Here is a 15,553-nt window from a genome sequence, read left to right on the forward strand (position 1 = left end):
TAGGCTGAACAATCCCGCCTTCTTTATCCACTTCCCCACATCATCTCTCCTTTTATCACTTATTCCCTTGATTTTAGTACTTCCTCTTGCAAGTGACGCCATATATCAATGAATTTTGCGGCCATTTCTGGATCTTTCCGCACATCCTCCATCTTCCTCGGCCTCGGCATATCGATAATGATTTCTTCAATGATCTTCCCGGGTTGGGCTCCCATCAACAGAATCCGATCACTGAGCAATAATGCTTCATCGATACTATGTGTAATGAACAACACGGTTTTCTTTGTCTCTGCCCAAATACTTAATAACTCTTCCTGTAATATAAAGCGATTTTGTTCATCGAGTGCACCGAACGGTTCATCCATCAATAAAATCTCAGGATCATTCGCAAAAGCCCTCGCAATACTCACGCGCTGCTTCATTCCGCCAGACAATTCCTTTGGGTAGAGCGAAGCAAAGCGTTCCAACCCCGTCTTCTTCAAGTAAAAGTCCGTTCGTTCAGTAATGAAGGCTTTTGGTAAGTTTCGCATTTTTAACCCAAAGGCTACATTTTCACGTACCGTCAGCCACGGAATAACACCGCGTTCCTGGAATACCATCGATTGCAACGGCCGGTCGTTCGTTTCTGTTGCAATCGTAAAACTTCCGACACTCGGCTGTTCCAGTCCAGCCAGAATACGTAACAGCGTCGTCTTACCGCATCCACTCGGACCAACGATACAAACGAATTCTCCTTCATCTACCGTTAGGGAAATATCTTCAAGCGCGATGACACTGCCCTGTTTCTTATAAAAAGCTTTCATTAACCCATCTACTGTAATCTTTGGCTTCCCCTCCATTTCATTCACCTCCATGGCAATAATTTATTTTGAAGCGCGCGCAGAATAAGCGAGAATAAATAACCGAAAAAGGAGATGAGTATTAATCCCACATACATTTCGGGCAATAAGAAAGCTTTATAGGACGTCCATATCAAATAACCAATCCCAGAAGTTGCTCCCATCATTTCTGCTGCCACGATCGTCAATAGCGCAATTGCCTGCCCCATCTGGATTCCTTCGAGCATGACAGGAAGTGCTCCAGGAAGCGCAATTTTAAAGAAGAAATTCCATTGGCTCGTTTGATAGTTATTGGCAACATCCAAATAAATTTTATCAATATTCAATACACCCGCCGCCGTATTAATGACAACTGGGAAAAACACACTCCCGGCAATCGTCACGACCTTTGACAAATCTCCAATTCCAAATAAAATAATGATGATTGGCAATAATGCCAACGTCGGAATCGGCATAAGAGCCATGACAATCGGTTGAACGAAATGCCGGATTGGAGAATATAATCCCATCAATAAACCGACAATGATCCCAGGTATAACGCCTGCCAAAAATCCAATGAAAATCCGATATAATGAGACACCAACATGTTTCGCCATCACGCCGCTCACAACCATGTCATAAAAGGTTTGCACAATCGTACTGGGCGGCGGGAAAAAGCGAATATCCAAGATACCCGTTCTCGACATCACTTCCCATAGCACCAGCAGGAATAACGGTGACACAATCGTCAACAACTGCTTGCCGCGTTCTTTGCGTTGCCGCAACTTCCATTCCCTTTGCTCCACCTCAAATGATTCATTGCGAGCCAATTCTTGAGTCTCCACTCTTCACCACCTCTTCACTGCCTATTGTATGTAAAGGCCTAGTAAACTGGTTGGGCAGGTATCACGTTCGGGTTGTTTCCACAAAGTAGTTTGATTATACTGAAGCTATGACTACACTTACATCAGACCAAATCAGAGAATTGAATAGTTACAGTGTCTACTTGGAACAGCCAGCACATCCCGTATTCACGCTAGCGGACGTACTAGATTCCTCAAAAGTACAGAGTATCGTCCAAGTCGCCCAGACCGTCAGCCAAAGTCCGAATGAAGTCGTCGCTACTTCGTTCTTTGTACGCCGACTCGGTATGTTTTTCGCCATGCAGCTTTATAATTTAGCTGCATACGATGAAATGTGGAACGGATTGGCAGAAAATTTACGGTTCGGTGCCCGGGAAGAATTCGGTAATAAGACGATTAGCATTTTTGTCGATAGCGCAGATTGGGAAATAACCGATGACGAAAACCGACAAGCGCATATTCGTCGAGTGCTGGATGATGCACATGCAGTGATTACATCATTGCGTAGCGTGGTGCCCATATCTCCACTTACCTTATGGGAGAATATCTTCGGCTTCTGGCTCTGGCAATATCATGTATTATTGTCTGATCCAGGATCGGAAATGGAAGCAAGAGAAGATTTGGAGACACTAAAAAACGACACCACATGGACGGGTATCGCGGATCACTCACGTTTCGCAAGCTATTTAAACGGTGCCGAACCATCCGCCTTATTGAATACGACAGTTCGCAAAACCTGCTGTTTCTCTAAAGATGTACCCGGGTTGATGCGTTGCGGCTTTTGTCCATTACCGTGAAAAAACAGGCTTTCGCTCAATACGCGAAGGCCTGTTTTCAACGTTTTCGGTAAGCATGATAGGATTGTTTCGTCGAATAGATAATGCCCATTGCCGCACCACTATAAAAAAAACCCATGAATATTCCTGCAGACAAATTCTTTGGATGACTGATGAATATAGATATAGCGAGCGCAACTACCGTGGCTACTGTAGAAAGCCAACTTAGCGGCACTTTAAAAAACCACTTGGCCATCAGTACCACAACCAAAACAACTGGAACACCCCACATCGCATCCCACACATTGGTATGAATAACTGGAAATTCCGTCAGCATCCGCTAACACCCTTTCGTTTTTGTTAGGATGTGCAGTTTTGCTTTATTTATCCACAAAAAACCTCCTAGACAAAAGACTAGGAGGTTATTTTTATCGCTACACATTCTTCGTGGCGGCTTCACTAATTTCTTTTCGCATTTCATAAATATTTTGCACAATCACTTTACCGACTGCATAGGCAGGCACAGCTACTAAAATCCCTAGGAATCCTGCAAGACTTCCCGCCACTAATAATACCGTAATAATCGTTAGTGGATGAATATCGAGTGATTTCCCCATAACGTTCGGCGTAATTAGATTACTGTCGATTTGCTGCGCGACTAGCGTAACGACTCCGACCCAAATAACTAATTTAGGTTCCTGTAAATACGCAATAACTAAAGCAGGAGCGACCGCAATCCATGGCCCGATAAACGGAATGATATTCATGAACAAAGCAAGAATTGCCAGTAGCAACGCGTACTCAAGTCCTATGATGGAGTAACCAATCAATATAATCACTGCCAAAATAGCACTGATGAGTAATTGTCCTTGAATATAAGAACGTAAAACTTGATCAATATCTTCCAACGTCTTCTTTACCCATATACGTCGCTTACCGGAGAATACATTGTAAATTCTCGGAGCAAGTTTTTCATGATCCTTCAACATAAATAGGAAGAAGAATGGTACAAGTAACAATAACGCTACGGCTTGTACGAATGACTGCACAAATTGTACGAACCATTTGCCAAATGTTACTGCGAACGTTTGAATGGATTCGACTGCTGAATTCAAGGATTCCTGCAATCCTTCCGGTAAATTATCTTTTTGATTAATCGCTTTATCTTTTAGCTGCTCTAGCTGATGGGTGAGAGCTGGCCCATTATCTACCAAATTATTCACTTGTTTTGTCACCATCGGTCCAATGATTGCGACTAAAATCCAAATAACAGCTACGAGTATGAGCATAATCGTTATAATACTTCCCCATCTTGGCATCTTTTTCTTTTCCAAGTATTGCTGGATCGGTACTGTTATGTAATAAAGCAGTCCACCGAAGATTAATGGCATGATTATCGTTTGTAAAATGACACCAACTGGTCTGAAGATATAATTTACTTCTAAAAAGAATTTCGTGATTAACAATGCCAGCAATATACCGACACCTACCTGAAACCACACCTTTTTCGTCAAATGCTCACTTCCCTTCTATTTTAATTTATATAGTTAGCTTTATTATACTAGGTTGGATCACTTGTGTCGAAAATTCTTTCGGTCTTTTGCTATACAATACCTCTTTATTTTCACACTGTATTGCAACAATAATTGTCTAACTATGCGAAAAAGTCTTAATTCCCCTTGTCCTAGCCGAAATTACTCGGTAAAATGGTTCTGTCTTGATATATTACAATTCTTCAAGAAATAAAACGTAGAAAGGAAGGGATCTTAATGTTACAACAGACTTGGAATCGTCTTTGGTCGTTACATGATCAAGTTAAAGATGTCTTCCGCTTTTTCACTGCACCCGACTCTTCCGAAATGGTAAAAGGTGGACAAGGTGGAAAAAAGATCGGCGTGAATCACGAAGGTGGAGGCAGAGACTTTCGCAGTTATTCAGCTACACAGCTCATTGGACTAGTACTTGGTCCTTTACTCTTTTCCCTTATTTTACTGTTCTTCAAACCTGCTGATTTATCTGCAGCCGGTATCGCTATTTTAGCTAGTACCGTATGGATTGCGGTTTGGTGGATTACGGAAGCTATACCAATTCCAGTTGCTTCCTTACTACCACTCGTTCTGTTCCCTATGACAGGCGGCCTAGAAATGAAAGACACGGCATCTTCTTATGGAGATGAAACGATTTTCTTATTTATGGGTGGATTTATGATCGCACTCGCACTCGAAAAATGGAATTTACATCGACGAATTGCACTAACAATTATTTCTGCCATCGGTACAAATATGGACAAAATTGTTCTTGGATTTATGGTAGCTACCGGATTTCTGTCTATGTGGATTTCTAATACCGCAACCGCGATGATGATGGTACCGATCGGTCTGGCGATCATTACACAAGTATCGGTTGCCTTGAAAGACGATACTTCTATCGATACGTCTAAAGAAAACTTTGGTTTCGGCAAAGCGTTGATGCTCGGTATTGCCTACTCCGCTTCATTAGGCGGGGTTGCAACATTGATTGGTACTCCTCCGAATACACTGCTTGCAGGAGCTGTCAATAAAATCTATGGCATCGAGTTGTCATTTGGCAAATGGATGTTATTCGGTGTACCTTTCGCGTGGGTATTCATCTTACTAACTTGGTGGTATTTAGTGAAAATTATCTATAAATCCCCAGTCAAAACATTACCCGGTGGACGTGAAGTCATCGATAACGAAAAGAAACTGCTTGGACGTCCTTCTATTGAAGAGATTATGGTCTTCATCATCTTTGCATTAGCTGCTTTCTCATGGATTACGCGCTCGTTCTTCCTATCGAAATTTATTGACGGCTTAAGTGACGGTGTCATTGCGATTGTGTTTGCGATGATTTTGTTCATCATTCCGTCTGTCAATAAAAAAGGTGATCACTTGCTAGATTGGAATACGGCAGTTAAATTACCTTGGGGTATCTTACTTCTATTTGGTGGTGGACTGGCCATCGCAGCTGGCTTTGTCAGCAGCGGTCTGTCTGAATGGATCGGAGCTCAGCTAATTGGATTGAAAGGTGTGCCGCTCATTGTCATTATTTTAATCGTGGCAACACTGGTCATCTTCTTAACGGAAATCACATCGAATACCGCAACAGCTTCCATGATGTATCCAATCATGGCTTCATTGGCACTTGCACTCGGTTTCCATCCATACGCATTGATGATTGCAGCAGGTGTAGCAGCATCTTGTGCGTTCATGCTACCCGTTGCCACCCCGCCGAATGCGGTCGTTTTCGGATCAGGTTATCTGCGGATTCCTGATATGGCAAAAGCCGGCTTCGCACTGAATATAGTCGGAGTCGTGCTAGTAACACTTTGTATTTACTTCTTGCTTCCATTACTATGGGGCATCGATTTACAAACCATTCCAGAAGTATTTAAAGACTAAAACAAACCAGATGCCAGGATTTATTCCGAGCATCTGGTTTTTCATTTACTATGCTTTACTCAACACTCTGCGTCGTAATCGGATTAGCAGTACGTAGACTACGGGCACCACCGCTGAAAAAATAGCGAGACCTGTCCAACCAGAATACTGCCAAATGGGTGTTACAAGGGTACTTCCTGCCGCCATCCCAATATAATAAGAAACGAGGTACAAGCTGGATGCACTTCCTTTATGATGCGTTGCTTCTTTACTTACAGAAGCCGCAGTTAAAGAATGGGCAGAGAAAAAGCCGAGACAGATCACACAATAACCGATAATAATTAGTGGTAATGTAGTTGGAATAGTTAGAAGGCAACCGATTGCCAGTAGAATAACACCAACAAAACGGACAGGATTCATACCTACTTTACTGGCAATGGAGCCAGCCAGCGGTGCTCCAATAATGCCAAATGCATAAGCGAAGTAGATGTAAGATACCTCATCAAGCGTCATCGAAAATGGTGAAGCCGTCAAATGGAAAGGCAGAAACGTCCACATACCGGTAAAGCTCAGTTGCAGTACAATACCAAGTCCAAAGACAATTAGCAAAGCTGGATTCTTTAAATGAATACCGAAACCTTCCATGTCTTTCTTCATTGACTCTACACTCGGCACGAAGTGAATGGATTTCGGCAAAAAGAAGAGTAAGAAAATGAATACCGCCACGCCTATGATCGTTAGGAGTTGAAGTGACAGTTCCCATGACCAGCGTTCTGCCAAATAACCTGTTACAAAACGACCAAGCATTCCACCTGTGCCATTGAATGAAATATACAGAGCAGTTGCCACGCTCACTACCCGCTCATTGATTTCTTCATTAATATAAGCGAGTGCGGCAGCCAATACACCGGCCATCGCAAAACCCTGTATAAAACGGAGTACAAGGATAATAGTAAAAGAACTCGTCAAAAACATAGGAATAAATAATAATGCCGTGACTAATACAGAGATTTTCACAAAAACGGATCTGCCCAGTCGGTCAGAGTAAAACCCGAGAATCACCAATCCGAAAATCAGACCTATTGTATTGACGGACATAGCTAAACTGGCAGTGGATACTGAGACATTAAATTGCTTTGTTAAAATAGGTAGCAAAGGCTGTATAGCATACATTGCGGCAAAGATTAGCACTGATGCAATGCCTAGCCCAATGACAATGCGCCAGAATCGAAGCTCGCGAATTGTTGATTTTGCTTGTAACTTCATGATGACACTTCCAGTCCCTAAAATGTGAATAATGAAATTATATCACTACACTAAAAGTTTAACAGGAAATAGTAAAGTACTTATTAAAATTCTCTGTATATTATTTGTTTGAAAAGCCATCCTACCATTTGGAGGTGTTAGACAAATGAACAAAATGGCGATGACAGCTGTCGGACTTGGTGCACTTTACCTCATGCGAAATAAGCAGTCACGGGAAAAACTTATGGAGCAAATTAGTAACCTTTCAGGAATGAACAGTAATCCGTAATGCCAATCATTTGCATACACCCGAAAAAAACCGGAACCTCTAGAAGGTTTCCGGTTTTTCATTCCCTTAGTAATCTTTCCGACATTAATTCAGATGTTTTCTCTTTTTGAAAGTGGGTATTTATATACTAACAAACGAAATGGAGGAGATAATATGAGTAACAAAGATCACGGTACAGAAGATAAATTAAAAGGAATTGGCAACAAAGTTAAAGGTAGCGTAAAAGATACCGTAGGCGATTTAACTGACAACACTAAAATGCAAGCTGAAGGTAAATGGGACAAAGCAAAAGGCGCTGCACAAGAAAAGATCGGTGAAGCGAAAGAACACTTCAGCGACGACGAAGCACACCCAGGAAAATAATATGTGGGATAACCCAGTCTGTTGCTCAATCAGCAGGCTGGTTTTATATAGGCATATAAAAAGAAGGATCTTCCATTACGATGGGAGATCCTTCTTTTTCATAACTGGTCTGTACCTATTCGCGGACTATTTGGAATAGGGTTGCCTTCTTCATTCGAATTGCTATCCAGATTTTCTCCGCTGTTTGTTTGCTGTTGAGCACTATCATGTGGATCTATGGACCGCGCTCGTTCTTCATCTGTCAGTTGATCGACAAACAACGCGATCCCGCCTTCTTTTAAATCATTATAAAATGTCTTGGATTCCTGTTTTGTAAAACCCATTTTAATAAAGATCGTCAGCATTTCATCTTTACTATTGAACAAACGACGCGTATGATCCCAAAACGATCCTTCCTGAATACCAATTAACTCAATTTCAGAATCACTTTCCAATACTTTTAGATCATCCCGCACATTAGAGACCGCACACATATGATGTTTCTTAAAACCTTTCGCTTCCAGTTCAGTTATTTTATAAAGGACATTGTCCACTGAATGAAATGTGCCCTCGTATTGTTTATTAGCCATTATCGCACCTCCCTTTCACGAACACTATGCTATACTTCTACCCACTGAAGAACGACTTCACACATGATTCTAAATACTTTGCCCGTATCTTCCCATGCATAGTTCTTCATTTCTTGTACAAGCTATTTGTATCACAGTGAAAAGGAGTGGTTGATTAGTGGATATAAAAAAGAAGCTGGAATCTGAAGCTTCAAACATGGGCGGAGAAAAAAAAGAGCAGATTTTGCAGAACTTCAATCATTTTAAAGGGTATCTTGCCGAAAAGGTGGAAAAGGGTGAAAATCTTGGATTGAGTAATGAACAATTGGCGAAGACAACTGAATTTATTTCCAATTACTTATCACGCCATGAGGAACCGAGAAACCGTGAGCAATACTTATTACAGGAATTGTGGGATTCCGGCTCTAAAGAGGAGCAACATTCTTTGGCACATATGCTTCTGAAAATGGTTCGCCAAGCATAATAGGAGGCGATAAGACGTGGCATCAACAGAAAACCCAAGCCCAAAATATCATCCGAATACGTATCGTTTGATTCAGACACATCCTGAAAATCTACAGACCAATACAGTTAGTTTGTTCGATTTGCATGAAGATATGCAAACAGTCGACTCCATTTCTTTACCTGATCAGCGAAAAGATCTTATGAAAGAAAAAATCAACCACTCCCCTCGTTTTAGTGGCGGTAGCTCGTCTAACGACTATGGTGCACCCCACTGATTTACCGATAAAAGCTGTACAGTGAAAACTTCACTGTACAGCTTTTCCCCGTTTATTTGCAGTGCTTGTCGATATTTCCCGGGAAATGCAGAAACTATTATGCAGTCCGAATATTCATTTCCATGATATACTATGATCCGACGGAAATGGAGGTTATGCGGATGAAACCCTGGATGTATCCGCTGCTCGTTGTATTTGGAGCTGCAAGTTACGGAATTTTATCAACAATTATTAAATTAGCTATTCAAGATGGCTTCACCGCTTCAGAGGCAGTGACGAGCCAATATTATACAGGTTTTCTATTAGCACTTATTATTTTTATCTTAGTTAAACGTGGCGTCCCGACACTTCGTGGAAGTTTTCCAGTCTTAATTGCAGGATTACTCACAGCGATTACTGGAACGGTGTATGGAAAAGCAGTTGAATACATGCCCGCTTCATTGGCGGTCGTATTACTCTTTCAATTTACATGGATCGGAATGCTGTATGAATGTATAGGAGCGAAGCGTCTACCCAAACAATCTGAAGTGGTGTCGCTTGTCTTTCTATTCGGCGGAACAATTTTAGCTGCTGGATTGATTGACGTCGATGTAAGCGGGATTCCATGGCAAGGTTGGGCGTGGGGACTTGCTGCCGCCTTTAGTTTCGCGGCATTCGTTACAGCGAATCAGAAGCCAGTGCCTGGGATGGATGTAGTGACACGGTTGTTCTTAATGTCATTTTACGCAGCCATTGTTATTACATTTTTCCAGTCTCCAGAAATTTTATGGAACGGTATGTTGGGTGATGGTTTATGGATTTATGGTGCCATTTTAGGTGTGTTCGGCATCGTTCTGCCCATTTTCTTGTTTTCAATCGGAGTGCCGAAAGTCGGTGCGGGTATGTCTTCTATTTTAAGTGCTGTTGAGTTGCCTGTGGCGATTATCGCTTCGATGCTGTTGCTTGGCGAAAGGTTAACTTTATTGCAGTTTCTCGGCATTTTCCTAGTGTTATTCGGGATGACTTGGCCTGCCATGTTGCAACGTTTTGCGATAAAGAGGAGATTACGGTTAAGACAAGCGGAGTAAACAGAAAAATGAATAAAACAAACGAGACTTCACTGGATTAGTGAAGTCTCGTTTGTTTTGTATACCGACCAAATCATTATAGCGAACGTATAAACGTCACCAAGTCTTGCTGATTCTCTGGCGTTACGCCATGTCCGTCAGCATATGTCTTAAACGTAACATTTGCTCCGAGCGATTCGAAATACTCCTTGCTTTCCACTCCCGATTGGGATGGAATGACGTAATCATAGTCACCATGGGAAATGAATATATGTTGATTTTCCACAGACTGTATTGCGTATTCATTCTTGACGAAATCAGGTACGTACCCGCTAAGTGCCACTACGCCATGGGGTGAAGGTATCAACGTTACCCCCAATGCTTGTGCAAGTACAGCTCCCTGGCTGAAACCGATGACCGTCAAATGCTCGGGGTCTAGATCATACTCCTGGATGGCTTCGCGAATGAATGATTGGATGTAGACGAGTACTTTATCGAATACTTCACGAACCGGCTTTCCTTCTTCTTCAATTGTGAAAAATGCATAGCCTGGCTTATGAACGATGGGTCCTCTCAAACTGAAAATATGATGGGTATCTTTAAAGTCTTTGACTAGTTGTGGTAAATCTCCTTCATGACTCCCCATTCCATGAAGTAAAAATAGTGCAGATTGTTTCTCTGCTGCATTCGTTGGCTTTGTATGTGTAAAAGTAAATGGTGATTTCAAAGTCATTCTCCCCTTTTCTCTTCATTATGCCACTAGTTTACCATAGAAAAAAGCGCCTGCCACTTTATGCGACAGACGTGTTAAACAGCTCGTTTCATTTCTGGGTTGGCTAATACTTCATCCTAGTTGATTATGCCATTTTTAATTTGATCACGCGTTTGGTAAACTCTTTTATTCCACTATATAACCATCCCGCATTGTAATTACCCGATCAACATACGGTAGCATCTCTTCGTCATGCGTCACCATCAATGTCGTCAACTTTAAGGTGCGTGTTAGTTCCTGCAGTAATTCCATCACACCTTTTGAGCGTTTCGTATCAAGACTGGCAGTAGGTTCATCGGCAAATAAGATCTTTGGACGATGGATGATTGCACGTGCAATCGCCACACGTTGACGCTCGCCTCCTGATAAGGAAGAAGGATACGACTCTTTGCGGTGCTCCATTTCAACTAACTTCAACATCTCTTCTATTGCATTAGTCTGTTCCTTTTTGCTCATTTTTGTTTCTGATACATCAAGCATCAACTGCAGTTGCTCTTCTACCGTCAAAAATGGAACTAAGTGAGATGACTGAAAAACAAATCCGAAGTCTGTCGCCCGAATATGGCGAACCTCTTCCGGACTCATCTTCGTCATGTCTTTTCCATCAAACATAATTTCACCGGTGGATGCTTTTTGCAATCCTGCCGCGATAGTTAGAATCGTCGATTTACCAGATCCTGAAGGTCCGATCAGCGCGGTTATTTCTCCTTCTTTTAAAGATAAATTCACACCTTTTAATATCTCTTCTTCAACTTCTCCATTAGAGAAGGTTTTCTTTACTTCATCTATAATAAAGGCAGACATATTACATCTCTCCTTGTTGAATCGCTTGAAGCGGTTCAATATTTTTCACTTGGAATCCTGAAATAGTAGCACCGATAAAACCAACCACCATAAATACTGCAGATAACATCAATACAGTATCCATCGTTAAGTGGAACGGCATGCCTTCAGGGGCAATCAAACTAAATGCTTGGCTGAGTGCAATCGACAACGCGAGTGAAATAGCGGTAATAACTAGCATCTGATACCAAATCATCTTAAATAATGATATCGTCTTCATACCGATTGCTTTCAATATGCCGTACAATCCGATTTTCTGAACGTTCATCATATAGAAGAAAATTGCAAATAGCATACCGCTAATAATGACCAAGAACCAAACGATCATATTTAATGACATCTGCTCTGCATTGTAACTTGGAATGGCATTTAAGAATTCTTTATTTGAAAAAGAATCTAATGCACTAAGTGTCGGTGCATCTTTACCTGGTATGAAAATCGTTTGCATTTCCATCACTCGATAAATTTCCTGGTAGTTCGTCATGTCAATGAAAGCAACGGGTGCGTGACTATACTTTTGCTGGTCAACAAATCCTTTAACGATGAATTCTCCACTGAATTGATTATTCGTTAAGACGTCACCCACTTGAATTCCATCTTCTTGTAAAGAACGATCCAGAACAATCTCACCTTCTTTGACCTTTTCGAACAGCGCTGAATCAGTAGAGGTAACGAATGCCAGACTATGCTGTTTATCGTCCTCGTCATTGACGAATCCCATCTGAACCGAAAATGCAGTTGCTTCAGGATGGTCTATTAGGATTTGTTGCTGAACTCCTTCATCAATTTTCGAAAGATTATAGGTTTTATCTGCATCTTTATCTAAATAAAATTGCCCTTGCGGTAAGTCTTTAATAAGCGCTGCATTATCCTGGGATAGTCCATTTGCCAGTCCGGAAATAATAAATGTCAAGAAGCTGACGAGGAATATAATGGATCCAAGAATCAAGAATCTAGTTTTGTTTTTCTTCATTTCTTTCCATGCAATTTTCATATTGATTGCCTCCGTGTTTTTCTTTATACTCTTATCTTACCGTGCGAAGATGAACGGAGAATGAACAATACATTACAATGCACTTTTTTTCATTCTGTTTTAAAAGAGATATGACTTCCTATTTTTCTATCACTATGTGAAAATTGTAATAACGAAGGAGGGATTTTGATGATTCGTTTTGATGAAGTAACTAAGAGTTATGACATGTCACGTTTAGCCGTAGATTCAGTGAGTTTAGAAATTGAACGTGGAGAGTTTCTTGTGCTAGTCGGACCAAGTGGTTGTGGTAAAACAACTACACTTAAGATGATTAACCGATTGATCCCACTGACAAAAGGGACAATTTGGCTCGATGGCAAGCGGATCAGTGATTATCCGATCCATGAACTCCGATGGCAAATCGGTTATGTGTTACAGCAGATTGCGTTATTTCCGCATATGACGATCGAGGAAAATATTGCAGTTGTTCCTGAACTGGTTGGGTGGAAAAAGAAAGACATCCGTGCACGCGTAACGGAACTACTTGAAATGGTTGGGTTAGATCCCCAAGTGTACAGGAAGCGTAAACCGCATGAATTATCTGGCGGTCAGCAACAGCGGATCGGTGTCGTGCGCGCACTTGCTGCAGACCCAGACATTCTATTGATGGATGAGCCATTTAGTGCACTAGATCCAATCAGTCGCCTAAAGTTGCAAGATGATTTGCTAGAATTACAAAATCGAATTCAAAAAACTATTGTCTTTGTCACACATGATTTACAGGAAGCATTTAAACTAGGCGATCGTGTCTGCATTATGAATCAGGGCAAGATTGAACAAATTGCAACACCACAAGAGATCCTAACTAAACCTGCTTCACCGTTCGTGCGCGAGTTCACAGCATCCGCTGCAGCACGCACATTTTCCATTAAGGATCATATAGAAGAGATTCCAACAGATCTTTCGCTAGCTTTTGCAATCCCAATTGATTCTGAATGGGGCCCACTCTTGCAGTTCTTAGCTTCTGAAGATCAAGTGGCGATTAAACAAAATGGACAAGTCATTGGAATGGTTACCCGAAAAGGAATTCTACAATTTCTAGCGGAGCAATCGCTCAAGGGAGGAACGTCTAATGAATAATTTTCTAGATGTTTTTCAAAACAGACGTGGTCAATTACTGGAAGCACTGATCGAACATATTCAGATTTCATTAATCTCCTTATTAATTGCGGTGGTCATCGCAGTTCCACTAGGAATCTATTTGACAAACCGGCGAAAAATAGCGGAATCTGTCATTGGTGCAAGCGCTGTATTGCAGACGATTCCTTCTCTCGCATTACTCGGTCTATTGATTCCGTTATTCGGTATAGGGAAAATACCCGCTATTATTGCGTTAGTAGTCTATGCATTGCTGCCCATTTTGCGCAATACATACACGGGCATTAAAGAAGTCGACCCTTCACTTCGAGAAGCAGCGACTGCAATGGGAATGAATACACGAAAGCGGCTAATGAAAGTTGAATTACCGCTTGCGATGCCGATCATCATGGCCGGTATCCGCACATCGATGGTATTAATCGTTGGAACCGCAACATTAGCTGCTTTGATTGGCGCGGGTGGTCTAGGTGATTTGATATTGCTTGGAATTGATCGCAATAACCCTTCACTAATCGTACTAGGTGCTATACCCGCAGCGTTACTTGCGCTCTTCTTTGATTTCCTATTAAAGATATTCGAAGGGCTTTCATTCAGAAAAGCTATTACCGCATTTGCCATTTTCATTATTGCGGCTGTCTTGATGATTGCGGCACCATTTATAGGAGGTAACTCCAAAAATGAAATAGTCATCGGAGCCAAGCTTGGCGCAGAACCTGAAATTCTGATTAATATGTATAAATTACTAATCGAAGACCAAACCGATCTGTCCGTCGAATTAAAACCGGGCCTCGGTAAAACGTCCTTCGTCTTCAACGCCCTGAGATCGGGAAGTATTGATTTGTATCCTGAATTTACGGGTACCGCTATTTCTGAATTCTTGAAAGAGCAAGCCGTCAGCAATGATCGTGATGAAGTATATGAGCAAGCACGAAAAGGACTAGATGAACAATTTACTATGACGCTCCTAACACCAATGTCCTTCAATAATACGTACACACTTGCTGTCTCCAAAGCATTCCAAGAAGAGTACGGACTGAAAACAATATCTGATCTGGCCGCAGTCGAGAAAGCCGTGAAAGCAGGCTTCACTCTCGAATTTAATGACCGTGAAGATGGATACCTGGGCATCCAGAAGCTTTATGGCATCACGTTCCCTTCTATCCAAACGATGGAACCGAAGCTACGCTATCAGGCAATAGAAGCAGGCGAGATCAATTTGATGGATGCCTATTCGACAGATAGCGAACTACGAGAATACGAAATGTCCGTTCTTGAAGACGACAAAGAACTGTTCCCTCCATATCAAGGCGCACCATTACTTCGTAAAGAGACGCTGAAAAAGTATCCAGAGCTTGAGGATGCGTTAAACAGCCTCGCTGGAATCGTGACAGATGATGAGATGCGTGAAATGAATTATCAAGTAAATGCGGAAGGTGCCAACGCAAAAGAAGTAGCAGAGGCATTTTTGAAAGAACAAGGTTTGTTGGAGTAAACGTGTGGGTGGCGTGACCGACCGCCGTACGTATTGAGCGGTTATACGACCAGTATGATCGCCTACGGAGCATGATAGAGCGGTCGTGCGTGCTGATAGAGCACTCAGACACTGTCTTAGAGCGGTTGACCGAACACTATGATCGCTTAATACGAATTAATGAGCGAAAGCGCACAACACTCTTCTACCCACTACAAAATATCAAAACAAAACAGTCACCTGCAGATAT

General features: G+C 41.8%; 18 protein-coding genes. 9 read left to right on the forward strand and 9 right to left on the reverse strand.

All coding sequences use genetic code 11. The features are described from left to right. Positions 1-59: 59 nt before the first annotated feature. Positions 60-839 carry an ABC transporter ATP-binding protein gene (locus CSV64_RS09745; protein WP_099634257.1) on the reverse strand — a complete coding sequence of 260 codons (780 nt, stop codon included), beginning with the start codon at positions 837-839 and terminating at the stop codon, positions 60-62. A gap of 5 nt (positions 840-844) precedes the next feature. Beyond that, on the reverse strand, positions 845-1,663 hold the full coding sequence (locus CSV64_RS09750; RefSeq protein ID WP_099634258.1) for an ABC transporter permease: 819 nt from the start codon (positions 1,661-1,663) through the stop codon (positions 845-847). 107 nt (positions 1,664-1,770) lie between these two features. Between CSV64_RS09750 and CSV64_RS09755 the strand changes: the two genes are divergently transcribed. Further along, positions 1,771-2,478, forward strand: coding sequence for a hypothetical protein (locus CSV64_RS09755; protein WP_099634259.1), 708 nt, complete (start codon positions 1,771-1,773; stop codon positions 2,476-2,478). Positions 2,479-2,515: 37 nt separating this feature from the next. On the opposite strand, the gene CSV64_RS09760 is transcribed toward CSV64_RS09755, so the two are convergent. Together CSV64_RS09760 and CSV64_RS09765 are read right to left on the reverse strand one after the other, a co-directional pair. Further along, positions 2,516-2,794, reverse strand: a complete 279-nt coding sequence (locus tag CSV64_RS09760) for a hypothetical protein (protein WP_099634260.1) — start codon at positions 2,792-2,794, stop codon at positions 2,516-2,518. A 97-nt stretch (positions 2,795-2,891) separates the two neighbouring features. Further along, positions 2,892-3,971, reverse strand: a complete 1,080-nt coding sequence (locus CSV64_RS09765) for an AI-2E family transporter (RefSeq protein ID WP_099634261.1) — start codon at positions 3,969-3,971, stop codon at positions 2,892-2,894. Between the two features lie 255 nt (positions 3,972-4,226). On the opposite strand from CSV64_RS09765, the gene CSV64_RS09770 reads away from it, so the two are divergent. Further along, positions 4,227-5,876, forward strand: coding sequence for an SLC13 family permease (locus CSV64_RS09770; protein WP_099634262.1), 1,650 nt, complete (start codon positions 4,227-4,229; stop codon positions 5,874-5,876). Positions 5,877-5,924: 48 nt separating this feature from the next. Here CSV64_RS09770 and CSV64_RS09775 read toward each other — a convergent pair whose 3' ends face one another. Beyond that, positions 5,925-7,121, reverse strand: coding sequence for an MFS transporter (locus tag CSV64_RS09775; protein WP_099634263.1), 1,197 nt, complete (start codon positions 7,119-7,121; stop codon positions 5,925-5,927). A gap of 145 nt (positions 7,122-7,266) precedes the next feature. On the opposite strand from CSV64_RS09775, the gene CSV64_RS16970 reads away from it, so the two are divergent. Then, positions 7,267-7,389: a hypothetical protein gene (locus CSV64_RS16970; protein WP_255397532.1), complete on the forward strand. Its 123-nt coding sequence runs from the start codon at positions 7,267-7,269 to the stop codon at positions 7,387-7,389. Positions 7,390-7,542: 153 nt separating this feature from the next. After that, positions 7,543-7,752: a CsbD family protein gene (locus CSV64_RS09780; protein WP_099634264.1), complete on the forward strand. Its 210-nt coding sequence runs from the start codon at positions 7,543-7,545 to the stop codon at positions 7,750-7,752. 98 nt (positions 7,753-7,850) lie between these two features. Here the strand turns inward: CSV64_RS09780 and CSV64_RS09785 are convergent, their stop codons facing one another. Then, positions 7,851-8,321 carry a YflT domain-containing protein gene (locus tag CSV64_RS09785; RefSeq protein WP_099634265.1) on the reverse strand — a complete coding sequence of 157 codons (471 nt, stop codon included), beginning with the start codon at positions 8,319-8,321 and terminating at the stop codon, positions 7,851-7,853. Positions 8,322-8,478: 157 nt separating this feature from the next. On the opposite strand from CSV64_RS09785, the gene CSV64_RS09790 reads away from it, so the two are divergent. The 3 genes from CSV64_RS09790 (at position 8,479) to CSV64_RS09800 (ending at position 10,107) form a co-directional block, all read left to right on the forward strand. Next, on the forward strand, positions 8,479-8,784 hold the full coding sequence (locus CSV64_RS09790) for a DUF3243 domain-containing protein (protein WP_369823515.1): 306 nt from the start codon (positions 8,479-8,481) through the stop codon (positions 8,782-8,784). A gap of 16 nt (positions 8,785-8,800) precedes the next feature. Next, positions 8,801-9,040 carry a hypothetical protein gene (locus tag CSV64_RS09795; protein ID WP_099634266.1) on the forward strand — a complete coding sequence of 80 codons (240 nt, stop codon included), beginning with the start codon at positions 8,801-8,803 and terminating at the stop codon, positions 9,038-9,040. 155 nt (positions 9,041-9,195) lie between these two features. Beyond that, a complete protein-coding gene (locus CSV64_RS09800) occupies positions 9,196-10,107 on the forward strand; it encodes an EamA family transporter (RefSeq protein ID WP_369823516.1) in 912 nt (303 codons plus the stop codon). Positions 10,108-10,183: 76 nt separating this feature from the next. Here the strand turns inward: CSV64_RS09800 and CSV64_RS09805 are convergent, their stop codons facing one another. From CSV64_RS09805 to CSV64_RS09815, 3 genes are all read right to left on the reverse strand, one after another. Then, complete coding sequence (locus CSV64_RS09805) at positions 10,184-10,813, reverse strand: alpha/beta hydrolase (RefSeq protein WP_099634307.1); 630 nt, start codon at positions 10,811-10,813, stop codon at positions 10,184-10,186. Positions 10,814-10,984: 171 nt separating this feature from the next. Beyond that, entirely contained in the window at positions 10,985-11,662 is a 678-nt protein-coding gene (locus CSV64_RS09810; RefSeq protein WP_099634268.1) for an ABC transporter ATP-binding protein, read from the reverse strand. Position 11,663: 1 nt separating this feature from the next. After that, positions 11,664-12,695, reverse strand: coding sequence for an ABC transporter permease (locus CSV64_RS09815; RefSeq protein ID WP_099634269.1), 1,032 nt, complete (start codon positions 12,693-12,695; stop codon positions 11,664-11,666). Positions 12,696-12,863: 168 nt separating this feature from the next. Here CSV64_RS09815 and CSV64_RS09820 point away from each other — a divergent pair, with 168 nt between their 5' ends. Together CSV64_RS09820 and CSV64_RS09825 are read left to right on the forward strand one after the other, a co-directional pair. After that, positions 12,864-13,814: an ABC transporter ATP-binding protein gene (locus CSV64_RS09820; protein ID WP_099634270.1), complete on the forward strand. Its 951-nt coding sequence runs from the start codon at positions 12,864-12,866 to the stop codon at positions 13,812-13,814. Then, positions 13,807-15,324 carry an ABC transporter permease/substrate-binding protein gene (locus CSV64_RS09825; RefSeq protein ID WP_099634271.1) on the forward strand — a complete coding sequence of 506 codons (1,518 nt, stop codon included), beginning with the start codon at positions 13,807-13,809 and terminating at the stop codon, positions 15,322-15,324. Before CSV64_RS09820 ends, CSV64_RS09825 begins: the two co-directional genes overlap by 8 nt. Positions 15,325-15,553 lie beyond the last annotated feature (229 nt).

Source organism: Sporosarcina sp. P32b (assembly GCF_002743335.1).
Classification (GTDB): domain Bacteria; phylum Bacillota; class Bacilli; order Bacillales_A; family Planococcaceae; genus Sporosarcina.